This window comes from Paracoccus sp. 22332, from assembly GCF_052045125.1.
Classification (GTDB): Bacteria; Pseudomonadota; Alphaproteobacteria; order Rhodobacterales; family Rhodobacteraceae; genus Paracoccus; species Paracoccus haematequi_A.
Map to the genome: position 1 here is coordinate 133,283 of NZ_JBQEOI010000007.1, position 15,051 is coordinate 148,333.

A 15,051-nucleotide genomic window follows, 5' to 3' on the forward strand; every position below is an offset into this window, starting at 1 on the left:
CGGTCAGTAGATGTAGCGGATCTGTTCCAGCCAGAACCGTTCGATCCGGCGGCTTTGCAGGTTGACCTGTTCCAGAGGGGGGTCTTCCAGCACGCCGGACATCGCAAGGCCTTCGGCGTGGCGCAGGAACAGGCGGTGGACCATGTCGCGCACCGCCTGGCCATCCTCGGTCAGCTTGACCCGCACCGAACGGCGATCCATGTCGCAGCGTTCGTGATGGACATAGCCCATCGTCACCAGCTTCTTCAGGTTATAGCTGACATTCGATCCCTGATACATGCCGCGGGTCCGCAATTCGCCCGCCGTCACCTCTGCCCCGCCCAGGTTATAGAGGATCATCGCCTGGACCGGAGTCAGGTCGTTCCGACCCAGCCGTTCGAATTCGTCCTTGACCAGATCCAGCATCAGCCGGTGCAGCCGCTCCAGAAGCTGCAAGGATTCCAGATAGGCTTCTGTCGTATCTGCCAGATCCGGCAGGGCCTGAACATCGGCCTGGGGGCGCATATCGCGCGGCGCGGGGGAAATCATGGCGGCTCGCGGTCCTGATTTGTTCGTCATATCCGCATCATTGCCGCAAAAATGAAAATCTTCAGTTAATGCCGCAAAACTTCCGCAGAAGATTAGAGAAAGTTTTAGCGAACGGGTTTCAGGCGATCCGCCGCATGGTCGGCAATGCGGTCCAGGATGGCCGCGATTCCGGCAGGACCGCGCCCGGCCCCGCCATTGATCCGCGCGGTGATCCACAGATACAGATCCTGGTCGTTTTCCGACAGCACGGCCTCGTAGGCATCCAGGTCCGCCGCGCCCAGCGTCGCCAACGGGCCGTCGGCGAAATGGCCCAGGATCAGGTCCATTTCCTTCATTCCCCTGCGCCAGCTGCGCATCTTCAGGCGGCGCAGACGGGTTTCAGCCGATTCGATCATTGTTCCATCCTTCTGGCGCGCTTGCCGTCCCTGGCCGGGCAGCATAAGCCATGCGGGCAAGACGTTCAAACCACCAAGGGGCGCCCATGGCTTTCCTGTCCGACCGCCTGAACCGAATCAAGCCCTCTCCGACCATCGCGATGACGACCCGCGCGGCCGAATTGCGGGCACAGGGCCGCGACATCATTGGCCTATCCGCCGGAGAGCCGGATTTCGACACACCCGCCCATATCCGCGATGCCGCCAAGGCCGCCATCGACGCCGGCCACACGCGATACACCGCCGTCGACGGCACGCCGTCGCTGAAACGCGCGATCTGCGACAAGTTCGCGCGGGAAAACGGGCTGGATTATGCGCCCGCGCAGATCACGGTCGGCACCGGCGGCAAGCAGATCCTGTTCAATGCGCTGATGGCCACGCTGGACGACGGCGACGAGGCGATCATCCCCGCCCCCTACTGGGTCAGCTATCCCGACATGGTGATGCTGGCAGGGGGTGTGCCGGTGATCGTCGAATGCGGTCTGGACAAGGGCTTCCGCCTGACGCCCGAAGCGCTGGAGGCCGCGATCACTCCGCGCACCAAATGGCTGATCCTGAATTCGCCGTCGAATCCTTCGGGCGCGGGCTATGACCGCGCGGCGATGCAGGCGCTGACCGATGTACTTCTGCGCCATCCGCAGGTCTGGGTGCTGGCGGACGACATCTATGAGCACCTGGTCTTCGACGGCTTCGAATTCGCCACCCCCGCCCAGGTCGAACCGCGCCTGAAGGACCGGGTACTGACGATGAACGGCGTCAGCAAGGCCTATGCGATGACCGGCTGGCGCATCGGCTATGGCGCGGCGCCCGAATCGCTGATCAAGGCGATGGCCAAGCTGCAATCGCAATCGACCTCGAACCCCTGCTCGATCAGTCAATACGCGGCCGAGGCGGCGTTGACCGGGCCGCAGGACTATATCGCGGAAAGCCGCGCCGTCTTCCAGCGCCGCCGCGACCTGGTGGTGGCGGGGCTGAACGCCTGTCCCGGCATCGACTGCCCGACGCCGCAGGGGGCCTTCTATGTCTATCCCTCGATCGTGGGGCTGATCGGCAAGACATCGGCCGCGGGAACGGTTCTCACGGATGACGAAACCTTTGCGAATGCGCTACTGGACGAGGCCGGGGTGGCGGTGGTGTTCGGCGCGGCCTTCGGCCTCAGCCCGCATTTCCGCATCTCGTACGCGACCAGCGACGAACAATTGACCGAGGCCGTCGCCCGCATCCGCCGGTTCTGCGAAGGCTGCAACTGACCTCGGCAGAGGCGCGTTAACCGGCAGCACAAAACGGAGACTGACATGCTGCCCCATAACGCCCTGGTTGTCGTGGCTGACGGCCATTCCGCAAGGTTGTTCCGCAATACGGCGAAACATGGCCTGGAACTGGCCGAGACCGAACAGCTTACGCTGGCAAGCCTCAACAGGCCCAAGGCAGGCGATGCCATTCCCGATGTGGTGCCCGGCGACGATCCCGACCTGTTCGCGGCGCAACTGGCCGACCACCTGAATGCCATGGTGCTGAAGCACAAGGTGGACAACATCGCAGTGATCGCCGACCCTTCGACCTTGGGCGTCCTGCGCAAGCGGTATCACAAGGAATTGCAATTCCGCCTGCGCAAGGAAGTGACCAAGAACCTGTCCAATTCCGACCTGCGCGCCATCGAGGACGCGCTGGCCTGACCCGTGAACGCCGCCCCCGACCGGGCGGCGTTTTCCGTTACATCGCGGTCCAGCCGCCGTCGACGCTGATGGTCGTGCCGGTGATCTGCGCGGCGGCGTCGCTGCACAGGAAGGCGGTGGTGTCGCCCAACTGTTCCACCGTCACGAATTCCTTGGACGGCTGGCGTTCCAGCATCACCTTCTGGATCACCTCGTCCCGGTCCATGCCGTATTCCTTCATGGTGTCGGGAATCTGCGCCTCGACCAGCGGGGTCAGGACATAGCCGGGGCAGACGGCGTTGCAGGTGATCTGTTCCCGCGCGGTTTCCAGGGCCGTCACCTTGGACAGCCCGACGATCCCGTGCTTGGCCGCGACATAGGCCGATTTGAAGGCGCTTGCCGTCAGGCCGTGGGCCGATGCGATATTGACGATCCGGCCCCATCCGGCGGCGCGCATCAGCGGCAGGGCGGCCGCCGTGGTGTGAAACGCCGAGGACAGGTTGATCGCGATGATCGCGTCCCATTTCTCGGCCGGGAAGTCCGGGATCGGCGCGACATGCTGGATGCCAGCGTTGTTGACCAGGATGTCGCAGCGCCCCGCCCGTTCGATCAACGCGCGGCATTCGTCGCCCTTGGACATGTCGGCCATGATATAGCGGACGGCGACACCGTGTTCGCGGGCCAGGGACTCGGCCAGGGCATGATCCTCGTCCCGGTCGGTGAAGCTGTTCAGGACGATGTCGGCCCCGGCCATTGCCAGACGATGCGCCACCCCCAGCCCGATTCCAGAGTTAGACCCCGTCACGATTGCGGTTTTACCACCTAGAAATTTTTGGAACATCGCGCCCCTCCTCACTGACCGCTTCAAGGGCCTGACAAGGCGTGCCAAGCCGTTTGCAGGTGCAGCATGAGGAAAAAAAAGCGCCCGCACAAGGCGGGCGCAAGTCATGAGGCAGGTTTCATACAGGCAAGAAACCTATCGAGCAGTAAGCCATTTATACGCCAACGCATGTCAGAGTCCAACGAAGAAGTTTGCCCCGCCATTGACGATCCCCGCCCGAGTTTGTTGAATTTGTATCGAAAACAAGAAAAGCGGGCAGTCGGGCGATGCGAATCTTAAGAAACCTTAACAAATCCGTGCTTATGCGCGCCTTGTGCCTGATTTCCGGGGCTTTTCTGGGTGTTGCATCAATGTCGCTGGCAAGCCGCGCCGAGCCTCTCCACGGGCTTGCGATGTATGGCGAACCCGCTCTGCCGAAGGGATTTTCGGCCCTTCCCTATGTCAATCCCGACGCGCCCCAGGGGGGGATGATTCGCCTGGCCGAACCGGGGGGCTTCGACTCGCTCAAGCCCTGGGTGCTCAAGGGCAATGCTGCATGGGCAATCGGTGTGCATGTCACCGAAACCCTGATGTATCGCACCCTGGACGAGCCGTTTACCCTTTACGGCCTTCTGGCGCAGTCGGTCGAGGTCGCGCCGGATCGGTCCTGGGTCGAATTCACGCTGCGCCCCGAGGCGCGGTTCTCGGACGGCTCGCCGGTCACAGTTGCCGACGTGATGTGGTCTTACGAGACTTTGGGAATGCAGGGCCACCCCCGTTATCACGGCGCCTGGTCCAAGGTCGCGAAGATGGAGCAGACCGGCGACCGCAGCCTTCGCTTCACCTTCGCCGAGAACGACCGCGAACTGGCGATGCTGATGGGCCTGCGCCCGGTCCTGAAGAAAGCCCAGTGGGAGGGGAAGGATTTCGCCGCATCGGGGTTGGAGGCGCCGATCGGATCCGGCCCCTATGTCGTGGATCAGGTCGATCCGGGTCGCATGATCACCTTCCGGCGCAACCCCGATTACTGGGGCAAGGATCTGGCAGTCAATCGCGGGCGCAACAACCTTGACGTGATCCGCTATGACTATTTCGGCGATGCGAACGCCATGTTCGAGGCGTTCAAGGCAGGCGAGGTCACCGTCTGGAGAGAGCTGTCGGCGCTGAAATGGGACCGCGACTATCACTTTCCGCTGATCGCGCGCGGCGATGCGGTCAAGGCGGAAATCCCGAACGGGCGTCCTTCGGGGATCATGGGTCTGGTGATGAACACCCGCAATCCGCTGTTCGCCGACTGGCGGGTCCGGCAGGCGATGATCGAGGCGTTCAATTTCCGCTTCATCAACGACACGCTGAACGGCGGCAAGGATCGGCGCATCACCTCTTATTTCGCCAATTCCCGCTTGGCGATGCAGCCCGGCCCCGCCACGGGCCGCGTGGCCGACCTGCTGGCACCCTTTGCCGCCGACCTGCCGCCTGGCACCCTCGAAGGCTATGCCCTGCCCGAAGGGTCGGACCGCGCGCTTGACCGGGCGGGGCTGCGCCGGGCCATCGCGCTGTTGTCCGATGCCGGCTGGACCGTTCAGGACGGCGTCCTGCGCGACGCCCAGGGCCGCCCCTTCGCGTTCGAGATCCTGCTGAACCAGTCGGGCACCGCGATGCGCACGGCGTCCGAAACCCAGCAGATCGCCGACATCTATGTCCAGGCGCTGCGGAACCTGGGGATGCAGGCGCGCATCACCTTGCTGGATTCGGCCCAGTTCGTGCAGCGCACCAACGAATTCCAGTTCGACATGACCTGGTACGAACGCGCGCTGTCGCTGTCGCCCGGCAACGAACAGATGCTGTACTGGGGATCCGCCGCCGCCGACCAGCCGGGCAGCCGCAACTGGATGGGCATGAAAAGCCCTGCGGCCGAATCCGTGATCGCCGCGATGGTCGCGTCGCGGACGGATGCCGACTTCACTGCCGCCGTCCAGGCGCTGGATCGAATCCTGACGGCGGGACGTTACGTGATACCGGCCGGGTTCTCGCCGGTCTCGCGGCTGGCCCATGCCGCGGACCTGCGGTATCCTGCCGGGACAACGCCGCTTTACGGAGATTGGCCGGGCTTCATGCCCGAGCTGTGGTGGCAGGAGGCAGAGAAATGAGAGCAGTGATAGGCGCGCTTCTGGCCTGCGCGATGCTGGCCGGGTGCAACACGGTCGCGGGCGTGGGCGAAGACATAACCGGGGTCGCCAACTGGGCGCAGTCCTCGATGGGAGGCGGATACTGATGAAATGGCAGCATGTGCAGCAGAACTGGGCCGCCTTCTATGAGGCCATCGTCGAGAAATGGCCCGAGGTCGACGAATCCGACCTGGACGAGATCGACGGCGATCAGCGCGCCTTCGTGGCCTATCTGGCCGAGGCGACCGGGCAGGAGCCATCCGAAATCCGCGAGGAACTGCGCGAATGGCTGGCCGGGGAAATCCCGTCCGACGTGGTGATGGACCCCACCCATGACAACCACTCCATCGCGCTCAGCGCCAAGTATGTGGGCGAGGGCGAGGATGAATTCGCCGACGACGCCCGTTTCGGCGATGACGACGAATATCCCGACGACGGCGACGACTGACCGTCAGGCGGCGCGCGGTCCCCACAGGATCAGCGCCGCGCCCGCCAGGCAGATCGCAGTGCCGGTCACGTCCCATTGATCCGGCCTGCGCCCCTCAGCCAGCCACATCCACAGAACCGAGGCGGTGATGTAGACCCCGCCATAGACGGCATAGGCCCTGCCCGCGTGATCCGCCGGGCTGAGCGTCAGAAGCCAGGCGAACAGCGCCAGAGATGCCATGCCGGGGCCCAGCCACAAGGGCGACCTGTCCAGCCGCAGCCAAGCCCAGAAGGCGAAGCAACCGGCGATCTCGGACAGGGCGGCGGCGAGGTAAAGCGCGAATGTCTGCATTCCGCCATGGCTAGTCAAACCGGCCCGCGCCGTCCAGCACCCCTTTCCAGTTGCAACTGGCGCCGGGTTCTGTCAGATGCCGCCCGACGGGGGGATGACACGAAGGACCGTCGCGATGAACCGCACCATCAGAATCGCCAGGGGCAGCATCGCAATCGGGATCGTGGTCCTGGGGCTGAAGACCCTGGCCTGGTGGCTGACCGGATCGGTGGCGCTGCTGTCCGACGCCTTGGAAAGCACCGTCAACGTCGCGACCGCCTTGGCCGCGCTGATCGCCATCCGCATCGCCCAGCGGCCCGCCGATCCTGGCCATCCTTATGGCCACCACAAGGCGGAATTCCTGTCGGCCGTTCTGGAAGGCGTGATGATCATCGTCGCCGCGATGCTGATCCTCCAGGAAGCCTATCACGGCATCCGCAACCCCCGCCCGCTGGACGCCCCCGTTCTGGGACTGGCGGTCAACGCCCTGGCGGGGATCGTCAACGCCGTTTGGTGCGGCGTCCTGATCCGCCAGGGGCAGCGCCTGAGATCGCCCGCGCTTGTGGCCGATGGGCGGCATCTGCTGTCGGATGTCGTGACCTCGGCCGGGGTGATCCTGGGGGTGGCCCTGGCCGCCGCCACCGGACATGCGATCCTGGATCCAATCCTGGCGGCGGCGGTGGCGGTCAATATCCTGTGGTCGGGATGGAAGGTCATGACCGCCTCGCTGGGCGGGCTGATGGACGAGGCGGTGTCCGACGACATGCTGCGCGACATCCGGGCCACGATCTCGGACCATGCCGCCGGCGCGATCGAGGCGCATGACCTGCGCACCCGCCACGCTGGCAGCATGACTTTCATCGACTTTCACCTGGTGGTGGACGGAGACACGCCGGTCGCCCAGGCCCATGCCATCTGCGACCGGATCGAGGCCGCGCTGAAGCGGAAACTGGACGACGCCCAGATCACCATCCATGTCGAACCCGAACACAAGGCCAAGCATTCGGGCGTGCTGGTGATCTAGGCTCAGGCGGCCAGCCTGACCCAGACGGGAACGTGATCGCTGGGCTTTTCACCCGCGCGGGCTTCCTTGTCGATGCCGGTCTCGATCAGCAGGTCGGCGGCCTGCGGGGACAGCAGCAGGTGGTCGATGCGGATGCCGTCGTCGCGCGACCAAGCGCCCGCCTGATAATCCCAGAAGGTGAACGGCCCGCGCGTGGCCCAAGGGTCGCGGATCCGCACCGCGTCCGTCCAGCCCTGATGGAGGATCCGCCGGAATGCCGCACGGCTTTCCGGCAGGAAAAGCGCGTCATCAACCCAAGCCTGCGGCCGGGCCGCGTCGCGGGGTTCGGGGATGATGTTGAAATCGCCCAGCATCACCACCGGCATCTCGCTGGCCAGCAACTCGGCGCCACGCAGGCGCAGCCGCTTCATCCAGGCCAGCTTGTAGTCGTATTTCGGCCCCGGCGCGGGATTGCCGTTCGGCAGATACAGCCCGGCGATGCGGACCGGGATCGAATCGATCACCGTCGCCTCGATATAGCGGGCCTGTTCGTCGGCCTCGTCGCCGGGCAGGCCGCGCGTCACATCCTCAAGCGGCAGCCTGGACAGGATCGCTACGCCGTTGAAGCCCTTTTGCCCGTGGGTTTCGACGGTCCAGCCCAGATCCTCGAAATGCTCGCGGGGGAAACCTTCGTCCACCGACTTGATTTCCTGCAGGACCACCACGTCGGCCCCGGCGGCGGCCAGCCAGTCGGTCAGCGCCTGGATGCGCGCCTTGACGCCGTTGATGTTGAATGTCGCGATCTTCATGGCGGCACCATGACCGCCCGCGCGCCGATTGGCAACCAAGCGTCATGCGGTTACGATGCGCCATGCGCCGCGTGTTCGCCCTGTTGATGATGATCGCCCTGGCCCTGCCCGCCTGGGCCGAGGATCGGCCGCGCGCCGGGCTGATGTGGAACCGCAGCCGCGTGCCCGCGACCTTGCCGCTGGTGGTCAAGACCATGCCAGGCCGCGATTACGTCGTGTTCCTGGCCCCGCAGGACGGCGGCGATCCGGTCATGGCGGGCTATATCCACGGCGGCGAATTCTTCCGGCTGCTGGTGCCGCCGGGAACCTGGACGGTCCTGTTCGCCCATGGCCGCGAATGGCAGGGCGAGGACGCGCTGTTCGGCCCGCTGACCGAGTGGACCCGGATGGACCGGCCGATGAGCTTCGGCGCGGGCGTCGCGCGCAAACAGGGCCACATCATCCGCCTGATCGAGAATGGCGGCCAGATGCAGATCGTGTTCGCCGGGCCGCTGGATCTGTGCCAGGGCCTGACCCTGACCACCGAACGGATCGACCTGGACGACGAACGCGACGATCCCAACAGGCTTCCGACGCCCGGCCTCCGCAGGCTGGACATCGACCTGGATACCCGCAGCCGCGTGTGCGGCTAGATGGAAAAGGACGTGCCGCAGCCGCAGCTGGACGAGGCGTTGGGATTGTCGATGACGAATCGCGCCCCGATCAGCTCATCCGCGAAATCGATGGTCGCCCCCGCCAGATAGGGCAGCGACACCGGATCCACCACGACGCGCTGGCCCGCGCCTTCCAGCACCAGGTCGTCGGCCTCGGCCTTGTCCAGGCGGATGTCGTACTGAAAGCCCGAACAGCCGCCCCCGGCAACCGCCACGCGCAGCGGGCGGGCATCGCCCGATTCGTTGATCTCGGCCAGGCGGGCAAAGGCGCGTTCGGTGACTTTCGGAGGCAGGTTCATGGGGCGTTTCCGTTTTCGAAGGCCTGCCCTAGATATAGGCTGGACAGCACCTGTTGCAAGGAAGGCCCTGCCCCTGTGAATGCCCCCTATGCCTGCCATCCCGATGCCAGCCGCGGGCGGCTGCATCCCGAACGCATGTCCACCTTCCGCAGCCCCTGGCAGCGCGACCGCGACCGGATCATCCATTCCTCGGCCTTCCGCCGCCTGAAGCACAAGACCCAGGTTTTCGTCGAACATGACGGAGAGGCCTATCGCGGCGATTATTTCCGCACCCGCCTGACCCACACGATCGAGGTCGCCCAAGTCGCCCGCACCATCGCCGCCGCCTTGGGCCTGAACACCGACCTGGCCGAGACCGTGGCCCTGGCCCATGATCTGGGCCACCCGCCCTTCGGCCATACCGGCGAAGACGCCCTGGCCGCGCTGATGGCCCCCTATGGCGGCTTCGACCACAACGCCCAGGCGCTGCGCATCGTCACGCGGCTGGAACGCCATTACGCCGATTTCGACGGCTTGAACCTGACCTGGGAGGCTCTGGAGGGTATCGCCAAGCATAACGGTCCCGTCACCGGCCCCCTGCCCTATGCCCTGGCCGAGGTGAATGCCGAATGGGATCTGGAACTGCACACCAACGCCAGCGCCGAGGCGCAGGTGGCGGCGGTGGCCGACGACGTGGCCTATAACCACCACGACCTGCATGACGGGCTGCGCGCCGAACTGTTCACCGAGGATGACCTGGCAGAACTGCCCGTGGTCGGTCCCGCCTTCGCCGAGGTGGACCGCCTTTACCCCGGCCTCGACCCCACCCGCCGCCGCTACGAGGCGCTGCGCCGGGTCTTCGGCGTCATGGTCGAGGACGTGATCGCCGTGGCCCAGAACCGCTTGGCGGGGTTGCAGCCGCAATCGGCGCAAGACATCCGCGACATGGACGGGCCGATCATCCGCTTTTCCAAGCCGCTGTATCAGAACATCAAGGCGATCAAGTCCTTCCTGTTCGCGCGCATGTATCGCGCGCCCTCGGTCGTGGTCGAACGCGGCAATGTCACCGCGATGCTGAACGACCTGTTCCCGCTGTTCCTGCGCGATGCGGGCCAGATGCCCGACCATTGGTCCCGCATCGCGCGCGACGCGGCGGACGAGACGCAATGCGCGCGTATCGTCCTGGATTACGTGGCGGGCATGACCGACCGCTTCGCCATCGCCGAACACCAGCGGCTGTTCGGGCACGGCTGACGGGTTGACCGGGGCCTGACCGGCCCCGGCGCTGCCCTGGCCGGTCAGGCCGCCTTGCGGAACCGGCGTGCGGCGCCCAGCCCGCCGATGGCCGCGACCAGCAGCACGCCCGAGGCGGGCAGCGGAACCGGCGCGGGCTGCGGGCCGGCCGCGTCGAAGGGCGTGCCGTCCCAGTTGCTGACCAGCGGGTTGCCCTGCGAATCCAGCACCACCTGCACGATGGCGGTGTTGCGCAGCCCATGCCCCAAGCCATAGCCAGCCGGGACGTTGCTGGCGAAGAAGGGCATCGTCCAGCCGATGGAGCCGCCATGGCCGACGATGGCGACCACGCCGTCCTCGTCCTTGTGACGCTCGATGATCTCGCGATAGCCGGGCAGGACGCGGGCGTTCAGTTCGTCCAGCGATTCGGCGCCGTCGATCTTGGCGGCGGTGTCGCCCGCCGCCCATTTGCCCATGACCTCGGCCAGTTGCGCATAAAGGTCGCCGGTCAAAGCGCCCTTGAATTGCCATTCGCCGATCTCGGGCATGGCCACCGGGGTCAGGCCCTTATCCGCCGCGGTTGGGGCAATGGTCAAAGCGGTGCGCTGATAGCCGCTGACATAGATGTGGGTCAGCGGGACATCGGCCAGCGTCAGCGCCAGGTCCAGCGCCTGCTGCTTGCCCAGGTCGGTCAGGGGCGGGTTCAGCATCTCCTCGGGGGTCGAGGCCTCGCCGGTATTGGCGGTGCTTTCCGCGTGACGGATGAAATAGAAGGTCGCCGCATCGGCGGTATCGGCCAGGGCGGCAAGCCCAAGGGAGGCGACGGCGAAAACAAGAACAGGATGCAGGGTCATCAAACACTCCGGTGATGGGGTGTTTTTAAGCATGACCGGCAATCGCAACGGCTTCGTGACAGGCTGCGGCGATAAATCGCGTTCGCCGCGCCGAACCGCCGTCGCCCGGCTGCGTTAGGCCCCGAAGATCACCAAGCGAAGGAGACGATCATGGTCACACGCAGCGGATCGGCCGAATGGCAAGGCGGGCTGAAGGACGGCAAGGGCACGGTCTCGACCCAGTCGGGCGCGCTGAAGGATCTGTCCTATGGCTTCAACACCCGGTTCGGCGACACCCCCGGCACCAACCCCGAGGAACTGATCGGCGCGGCCCATGCCGCCTGCTTCAGCATGGCCTTGTCCAAGATGCTGGGCGAGGCGGGGATCGGCGATATCGACATCAAGACCACCTCGAAGATCACGCTGGAACAGGATGGAGAGGGCTTCACCGTCACCAAGGCGTATCTGGTCACCCAGATATCGGGCGACGGCGACAAGGCGCGGATCGAGGATCTGGCCCAGCAGGCCAAGGCGGGCTGCCCCATTTCCAAGCTGCTGAACGCCGAGGTCACGATGGACGCGACGGTCGCCTGATGCGTATCCGGGTCGGGCACGAGATGACGATCGAGACGCCCCAGGACACGCCCCTGATCAGTCTCACCACCCCGGAAGCGGCGCGTCACCGCGATTACGTCTTTCCCGAGGATTTTCGGACCACGCCGTCGGTGCCCGTCCAAAGCTATGTCGACCGCTTCGGCAACATCTGTCGGCGTCTGGTGGCGCCGGCGGGAACCTTCACCCTGTTCAGCGACATCACCCTGAACGATCCCGGAACACGGGACGAGACTGACTTCAACGCCGCCGAATGGCCCATCGAATCCCTGCCGCCCGAGGTGCTGGGCTTCCTGACCGCCTCGCGCTATGTCGAAACCGATCTGGTCAGCGACGAGGCCTGGCAGTTGTTCGGCCATATCGCCCCCGGCTGGAACCGGGTCCAGTATATCGTCGATCATGTGAACGGCAGTCTGGTCTTCGATTACAAGCTGGCCTCTCAATTCCGCACCGCCGCCAGCGCGCGCAGCGACCGGGTGGCCGTCTGCCGGGATTTCGCGCATCTGACGCTGGCCTATCTGCGGGCGCTGAACATCCCGGCGCGATACGTCAACGGCTATGTCGGCGATATCGGCGTGCCGCCAGTCCCTGCCCCGATGGACTTCGCCGCCTGGATCGAGGTTTTCCTGGGCGGCAAGTGGTGGACCTTCGATCCCCGCAACAACGACCGCCGCATCGGCCGGGTGGTGGTGGCGCGCGGCCTGGACGCGGCGGACGTGCCGCTGATCAACACCTTCGGTCCCCACACCCTTACCGGCTTCAAGGTCTGGTGCCATCCCGTCGATGACCGGGGGAACGAACTGGACGGGATGCTGTTCGCCTGATCCTTGCCAAACCGCCTGCCGCATGGCCATCTGCACGCGCGGCAACCCGAGGATCCCATGTCCCCCTTTCAGGGCCTATCGGCCTTTCCGATCACCCCTGCCGACCCCGAGGGCCGGGTTCTGACCGACGATCTGCGCGCCATCTTGCGCCGCTGCGCCGAGGCCGGGGTGGATTCGATCTGCGTTCTGGGCAGCACCGGCGGCTATGCCTATCTGGATCCCGACCAGCGGCGCGCGACGACCGAGTCCGCGACGGCCGAGATCGGCGGCCAGGTGCCCGTCATCGTCGGCGTGGGCGCATTGCGGACCAGCATGGCCCAGTCACTGGCGCGCCATGCGCAGGACAGCGGCGCCGAGGGGCTTCTGGTGGCGCCGATCTCCTACACTCCGCTGACCGAGGATGAGGTTTTCGCCCATTACGCTGCGATTGCCGAGGCCAGCGACCTGCCGATCTGCGTCTATGACAACCCGACCACGACCCATTTCAGCTTTTCCGTGACGCTGCTGCGGCGTCTGGCCGCCATTCCGACGATTCGCGCGGTCAAGATGCCGCTTCCCGCAGCCGGCGCCTTTGCGGCCCAGATCGCGGACCTGCGCGCGGCGCTGCCAGACGGGTTTTCGCTGGGCTACAGCGGCGACTGGGGCTGCGGCGCGTCGATGCTGGCCGGGGCGGATGCGTTCTACAGCGTGGCGGCGGGCATCTGGCCTGCCCGGATGCTGCGCCTTGTCCGCGCGGCGCAGGCGGGCGACGCAGCGGAAGCCGCCCGGATCGACGCGGCCCTGGATCCGCTGTGGACGCAGTTCCGGCAGGCGGGCAGCATCCGTGTCGTCCACCGGGCCGCGAACCTGCTGGGCCTGTCCAAGGCGCAGCCCCCGCGCCCGATCCAGCCTTTCGGCGACGATCCCGCCCTGCGCGGGGCCATGGATGCGCTGGAGCGGATTTAGGCATACCATCGTATACGAATTGCCTATCCGCGCCGCGGCCGCTAGAACCCTTGCAAAATTGCGAGGGAGCGATCCGATGACCAAGACCCGCCTTGAGACCGACAGCTTCGGCCCGCTGGAGGTCGACGCCTCCAAATACTGGGGCGCGCAGACGCAGCGTTCGATCCAGAATTTCCCCATTGGCTGGGAACGCCAGCCGGTCGCCATCATCCGCGCGCTTGGCGCGATCAAGCTGGCGGCGGCGCGGGTGAACCAGGCCAATGGCGATCTGGACCCGGCCATCGGCAAGGCGATGGAACAGGCCGCGACCGAGGTTTTCGAGGGCAAGTTCGACGACAACTTCCCGCTGGTGGTCTGGCAGACGGGTTCCGGCACCCAGTCGAACATGAACGCAAACGAGGTGATCAGCAACCGCGCCATCGAGATCCTGGGCGGCGAGCTGGGGTCTAAGAAGCCGGTCCATCCGAACGACCATGTGAACATGGGCCAGTCGTCCAACGACACCTTCCCGACCGCGATGCATGTCGCCATCGGCATGGTGGCGCGCGACACGCTGATCCCCGGCTTGGAAAAGCTGCACAAGGCCTTGGTCGCGAAGTCCGAGGAATTCAAGGACATCATCAAGATCGGCCGCACCCATACCCAGGATGCGACGCCGCTGACGCTGGGCCAGGAATTCGGCGGCTATGCCCATCAGGTCAAGATGGGGATCGAGCGGGTGAAGCTGTGCCTGCCGCAGATCTATGAACTGGCGCAGGGCGGCACCGCCGTCGGCACCGGGCTGAACACGAAGAAAGGCTGGGACACCGCCATCGCGGCGGAAATCGCCCGGATCACCGGCCTGCCCTTCGTCACCGCGCCGAACAAGTTCGAGGCCCTGGCCGCCCATGACGCGATGGTGTTCTTCTCGGGCGCGCTGAAAACGGTTGCCGCCAGCCTGTTCAAGATCGCGAACGACATGCGTCTGCTGGGGTCCGGGCCGCGTTCGGGCCTGGGAGAGCTGATCCTGCCGGAAAACGAGCCGGGATCCTCGATCATGCCGGGCAAGGTCAACCCGACCCAGGCCGAGGCGCTGACCATGGTCTGCGCGCATGTGATGGGCAATGACGCGGCCGTGACCTTCGCCGGGTCGCAGGGGCATTTCGAGCTGAACGTCTATAACCCGATGATGTCCTATAACGTGCTGCAATCCATGCAGTTGCTGGGCGACGCGGCGGGCAGCTTTACCGACAACATGGTCGTGGGCACCCAGGCCAATGTCGCGCGGATCGAGAAGCTGATGAAGGAATCGCTGATGCTGGTGACGGCCTTGGCGCCGACCATCGGCTATGACAATGCCACCAAGGTCGCCAAGACCGCGCACAAGAACGGCACCACCCTGCGCGAGGAGGCCATCGCCCTGGGCTTCGTGGACGGCGAGACCTTCGACCGCGTGGTCCGCCCCGAAGACATGATCAGCCCCAAGGGCTGATCGGCGCTTGACCTGATCGGGCCGGGGC

General features: G+C 65.5%; 19 protein-coding genes. 12 read left to right on the forward strand and 7 right to left on the reverse strand.

The window, feature by feature from the left end; all coding sequences use genetic code 11:
• Window positions 1–3 precede the first annotated feature (3 nt).
• Together ACTJI6_RS10505 and ACTJI6_RS10510 are read right to left on the reverse strand one after the other, a co-directional pair.
• Window positions 4–504, reverse strand: a complete 501-nt coding sequence (locus tag ACTJI6_RS10505; RefSeq protein WP_126154760.1) for a MarR family winged helix-turn-helix transcriptional regulator — start codon at window positions 502–504, stop codon at window positions 4–6.
• Between the two features lie 128 nt (window positions 505–632).
• Window positions 633–923 carry a succinate dehydrogenase assembly factor 2 gene (locus tag ACTJI6_RS10510; RefSeq protein WP_440800452.1) on the reverse strand — a complete coding sequence of 97 codons (291 nt, stop codon included), beginning with the start codon at window positions 921–923 and terminating at the stop codon, window positions 633–635.
• An 86-nt stretch (window positions 924–1,009) separates the two neighbouring features.
• Between ACTJI6_RS10510 and ACTJI6_RS10515 the strand changes: the two genes are divergently transcribed.
• Window positions 1,010–2,212 carry a pyridoxal phosphate-dependent aminotransferase gene (locus ACTJI6_RS10515; RefSeq protein WP_440800454.1) on the forward strand — a complete coding sequence of 401 codons (1,203 nt, stop codon included), beginning with the start codon at window positions 1,010–1,012 and terminating at the stop codon, window positions 2,210–2,212.
• Between the two features lie 45 nt (window positions 2,213–2,257).
• Entirely contained in the window at window positions 2,258–2,638 is a 381-nt protein-coding gene (locus tag ACTJI6_RS10520; RefSeq protein ID WP_440800456.1) for a baeRF12 domain-containing protein, read from the forward strand.
• Between the two features lie 37 nt (window positions 2,639–2,675).
• Here the strand turns inward: ACTJI6_RS10520 and ACTJI6_RS10525 are convergent, their stop codons facing one another.
• The gene (locus ACTJI6_RS10525) at window positions 2,676–3,458 is read right to left on the reverse strand and encodes a 3-hydroxybutyrate dehydrogenase (RefSeq protein ID WP_440800458.1); all 783 of its coding nucleotides are present in this window, start codon (window positions 3,456–3,458) and stop codon (window positions 2,676–2,678) included.
• Window positions 3,459–3,760: 302 nt separating this feature from the next.
• Here ACTJI6_RS10525 and ACTJI6_RS10530 point away from each other — a divergent pair, with 302 nt between their 5' ends.
• From ACTJI6_RS10530 to ACTJI6_RS10540, 3 genes are read left to right on the forward strand one after another with little or no spacing between them, the layout of a single operon-like run.
• Window positions 3,761–5,587, forward strand: a complete 1,827-nt coding sequence (locus ACTJI6_RS10530; protein WP_440800612.1) for an extracellular solute-binding protein — start codon at window positions 3,761–3,763, stop codon at window positions 5,585–5,587.
• A complete protein-coding gene (locus tag ACTJI6_RS10535) occupies window positions 5,584–5,712 on the forward strand; it encodes a hypothetical protein (RefSeq protein ID WP_277600668.1) in 129 nt (42 codons plus the stop codon). The genes ACTJI6_RS10530 and ACTJI6_RS10535 overlap by 4 nt, the downstream gene beginning before the upstream one ends.
• Complete coding sequence (locus ACTJI6_RS10540; protein WP_126154705.1) at window positions 5,712–6,053, forward strand: hypothetical protein; 342 nt, start codon at window positions 5,712–5,714, stop codon at window positions 6,051–6,053. Before ACTJI6_RS10535 ends, ACTJI6_RS10540 begins: the two co-directional genes overlap by 1 nt.
• Window positions 6,054–6,056: 3 nt before the next feature.
• On the opposite strand, the gene ACTJI6_RS10545 is transcribed toward ACTJI6_RS10540, so the two are convergent.
• Window positions 6,057–6,383: a YnfA family protein gene (locus tag ACTJI6_RS10545; protein WP_440800460.1), complete on the reverse strand. Its 327-nt coding sequence runs from the start codon at window positions 6,381–6,383 to the stop codon at window positions 6,057–6,059.
• 115 nt (window positions 6,384–6,498) lie between these two features.
• On the opposite strand from ACTJI6_RS10545, the gene ACTJI6_RS10550 reads away from it, so the two are divergent.
• Entirely contained in the window at window positions 6,499–7,386 is an 888-nt protein-coding gene (locus tag ACTJI6_RS10550; protein WP_440800462.1) for a cation diffusion facilitator family transporter, read from the forward strand.
• Window positions 7,387–7,388: 2 nt separating this feature from the next.
• Here the strand turns inward: ACTJI6_RS10550 and xth are convergent, their stop codons facing one another.
• Window positions 7,389–8,174 (reverse strand): exodeoxyribonuclease III, encoded by a 786-nt coding sequence (xth, locus tag ACTJI6_RS10555; protein WP_440800464.1) that lies wholly within the window; start codon window positions 8,172–8,174, stop codon window positions 7,389–7,391.
• Window positions 8,175–8,236: 62 nt separating this feature from the next.
• Here xth and ACTJI6_RS10560 point away from each other — a divergent pair, with 62 nt between their 5' ends.
• Window positions 8,237–8,806: a hypothetical protein gene (locus ACTJI6_RS10560; RefSeq protein ID WP_440800466.1), complete on the forward strand. Its 570-nt coding sequence runs from the start codon at window positions 8,237–8,239 to the stop codon at window positions 8,804–8,806.
• Here the strand turns inward: ACTJI6_RS10560 and ACTJI6_RS10565 are convergent.
• On the reverse strand, window positions 8,803–9,126 hold the full coding sequence (locus ACTJI6_RS10565; protein WP_440800468.1) for a HesB/IscA family protein: 324 nt from the start codon (window positions 9,124–9,126) through the stop codon (window positions 8,803–8,805). The genes ACTJI6_RS10560 and ACTJI6_RS10565 overlap by 4 nt on opposite strands.
• A gap of 75 nt (window positions 9,127–9,201) precedes the next feature.
• Between ACTJI6_RS10565 and ACTJI6_RS10570 the strand changes: the two genes are divergently transcribed.
• Entirely contained in the window at window positions 9,202–10,359 is a 1,158-nt protein-coding gene (locus ACTJI6_RS10570; RefSeq protein ID WP_440800470.1) for a deoxyguanosinetriphosphate triphosphohydrolase, read from the forward strand.
• Between the two features lie 44 nt (window positions 10,360–10,403).
• Here the strand turns inward: ACTJI6_RS10570 and ACTJI6_RS10575 are convergent, their stop codons facing one another.
• Window positions 10,404–11,192 (reverse strand): histidine phosphatase family protein, encoded by a 789-nt coding sequence (locus ACTJI6_RS10575; RefSeq protein WP_440800472.1) that lies wholly within the window; start codon window positions 11,190–11,192, stop codon window positions 10,404–10,406.
• 150 nt (window positions 11,193–11,342) lie between these two features.
• Between ACTJI6_RS10575 and ACTJI6_RS10580 the strand changes: the two genes are divergently transcribed.
• The 4 genes from ACTJI6_RS10580 (at window position 11,343) to fumC (ending at window position 15,023) form a co-directional block, all read left to right on the forward strand.
• The gene (locus tag ACTJI6_RS10580; RefSeq protein ID WP_440800474.1) at window positions 11,343–11,765 is read left to right on the forward strand and encodes an OsmC family protein; all 423 of its coding nucleotides are present in this window, start codon (window positions 11,343–11,345) and stop codon (window positions 11,763–11,765) included.
• The gene (locus tag ACTJI6_RS10585; RefSeq protein WP_440800476.1) at window positions 11,765–12,607 is read left to right on the forward strand and encodes a transglutaminase-like domain-containing protein; all 843 of its coding nucleotides are present in this window, start codon (window positions 11,765–11,767) and stop codon (window positions 12,605–12,607) included. The genes ACTJI6_RS10580 and ACTJI6_RS10585 overlap by 1 nt, the downstream gene beginning before the upstream one ends.
• Window positions 12,608–12,664: 57 nt before the next feature.
• A complete protein-coding gene (locus ACTJI6_RS10590; RefSeq protein WP_440800478.1) occupies window positions 12,665–13,552 on the forward strand; it encodes a dihydrodipicolinate synthase family protein in 888 nt (295 codons plus the stop codon).
• Between the two features lie 76 nt (window positions 13,553–13,628).
• On the forward strand, window positions 13,629–15,023 hold the full coding sequence (gene fumC, locus ACTJI6_RS10595) for a class II fumarate hydratase (RefSeq protein WP_440800480.1): 1,395 nt from the start codon (window positions 13,629–13,631) through the stop codon (window positions 15,021–15,023).
• Window positions 15,024–15,051 lie beyond the last annotated feature (28 nt).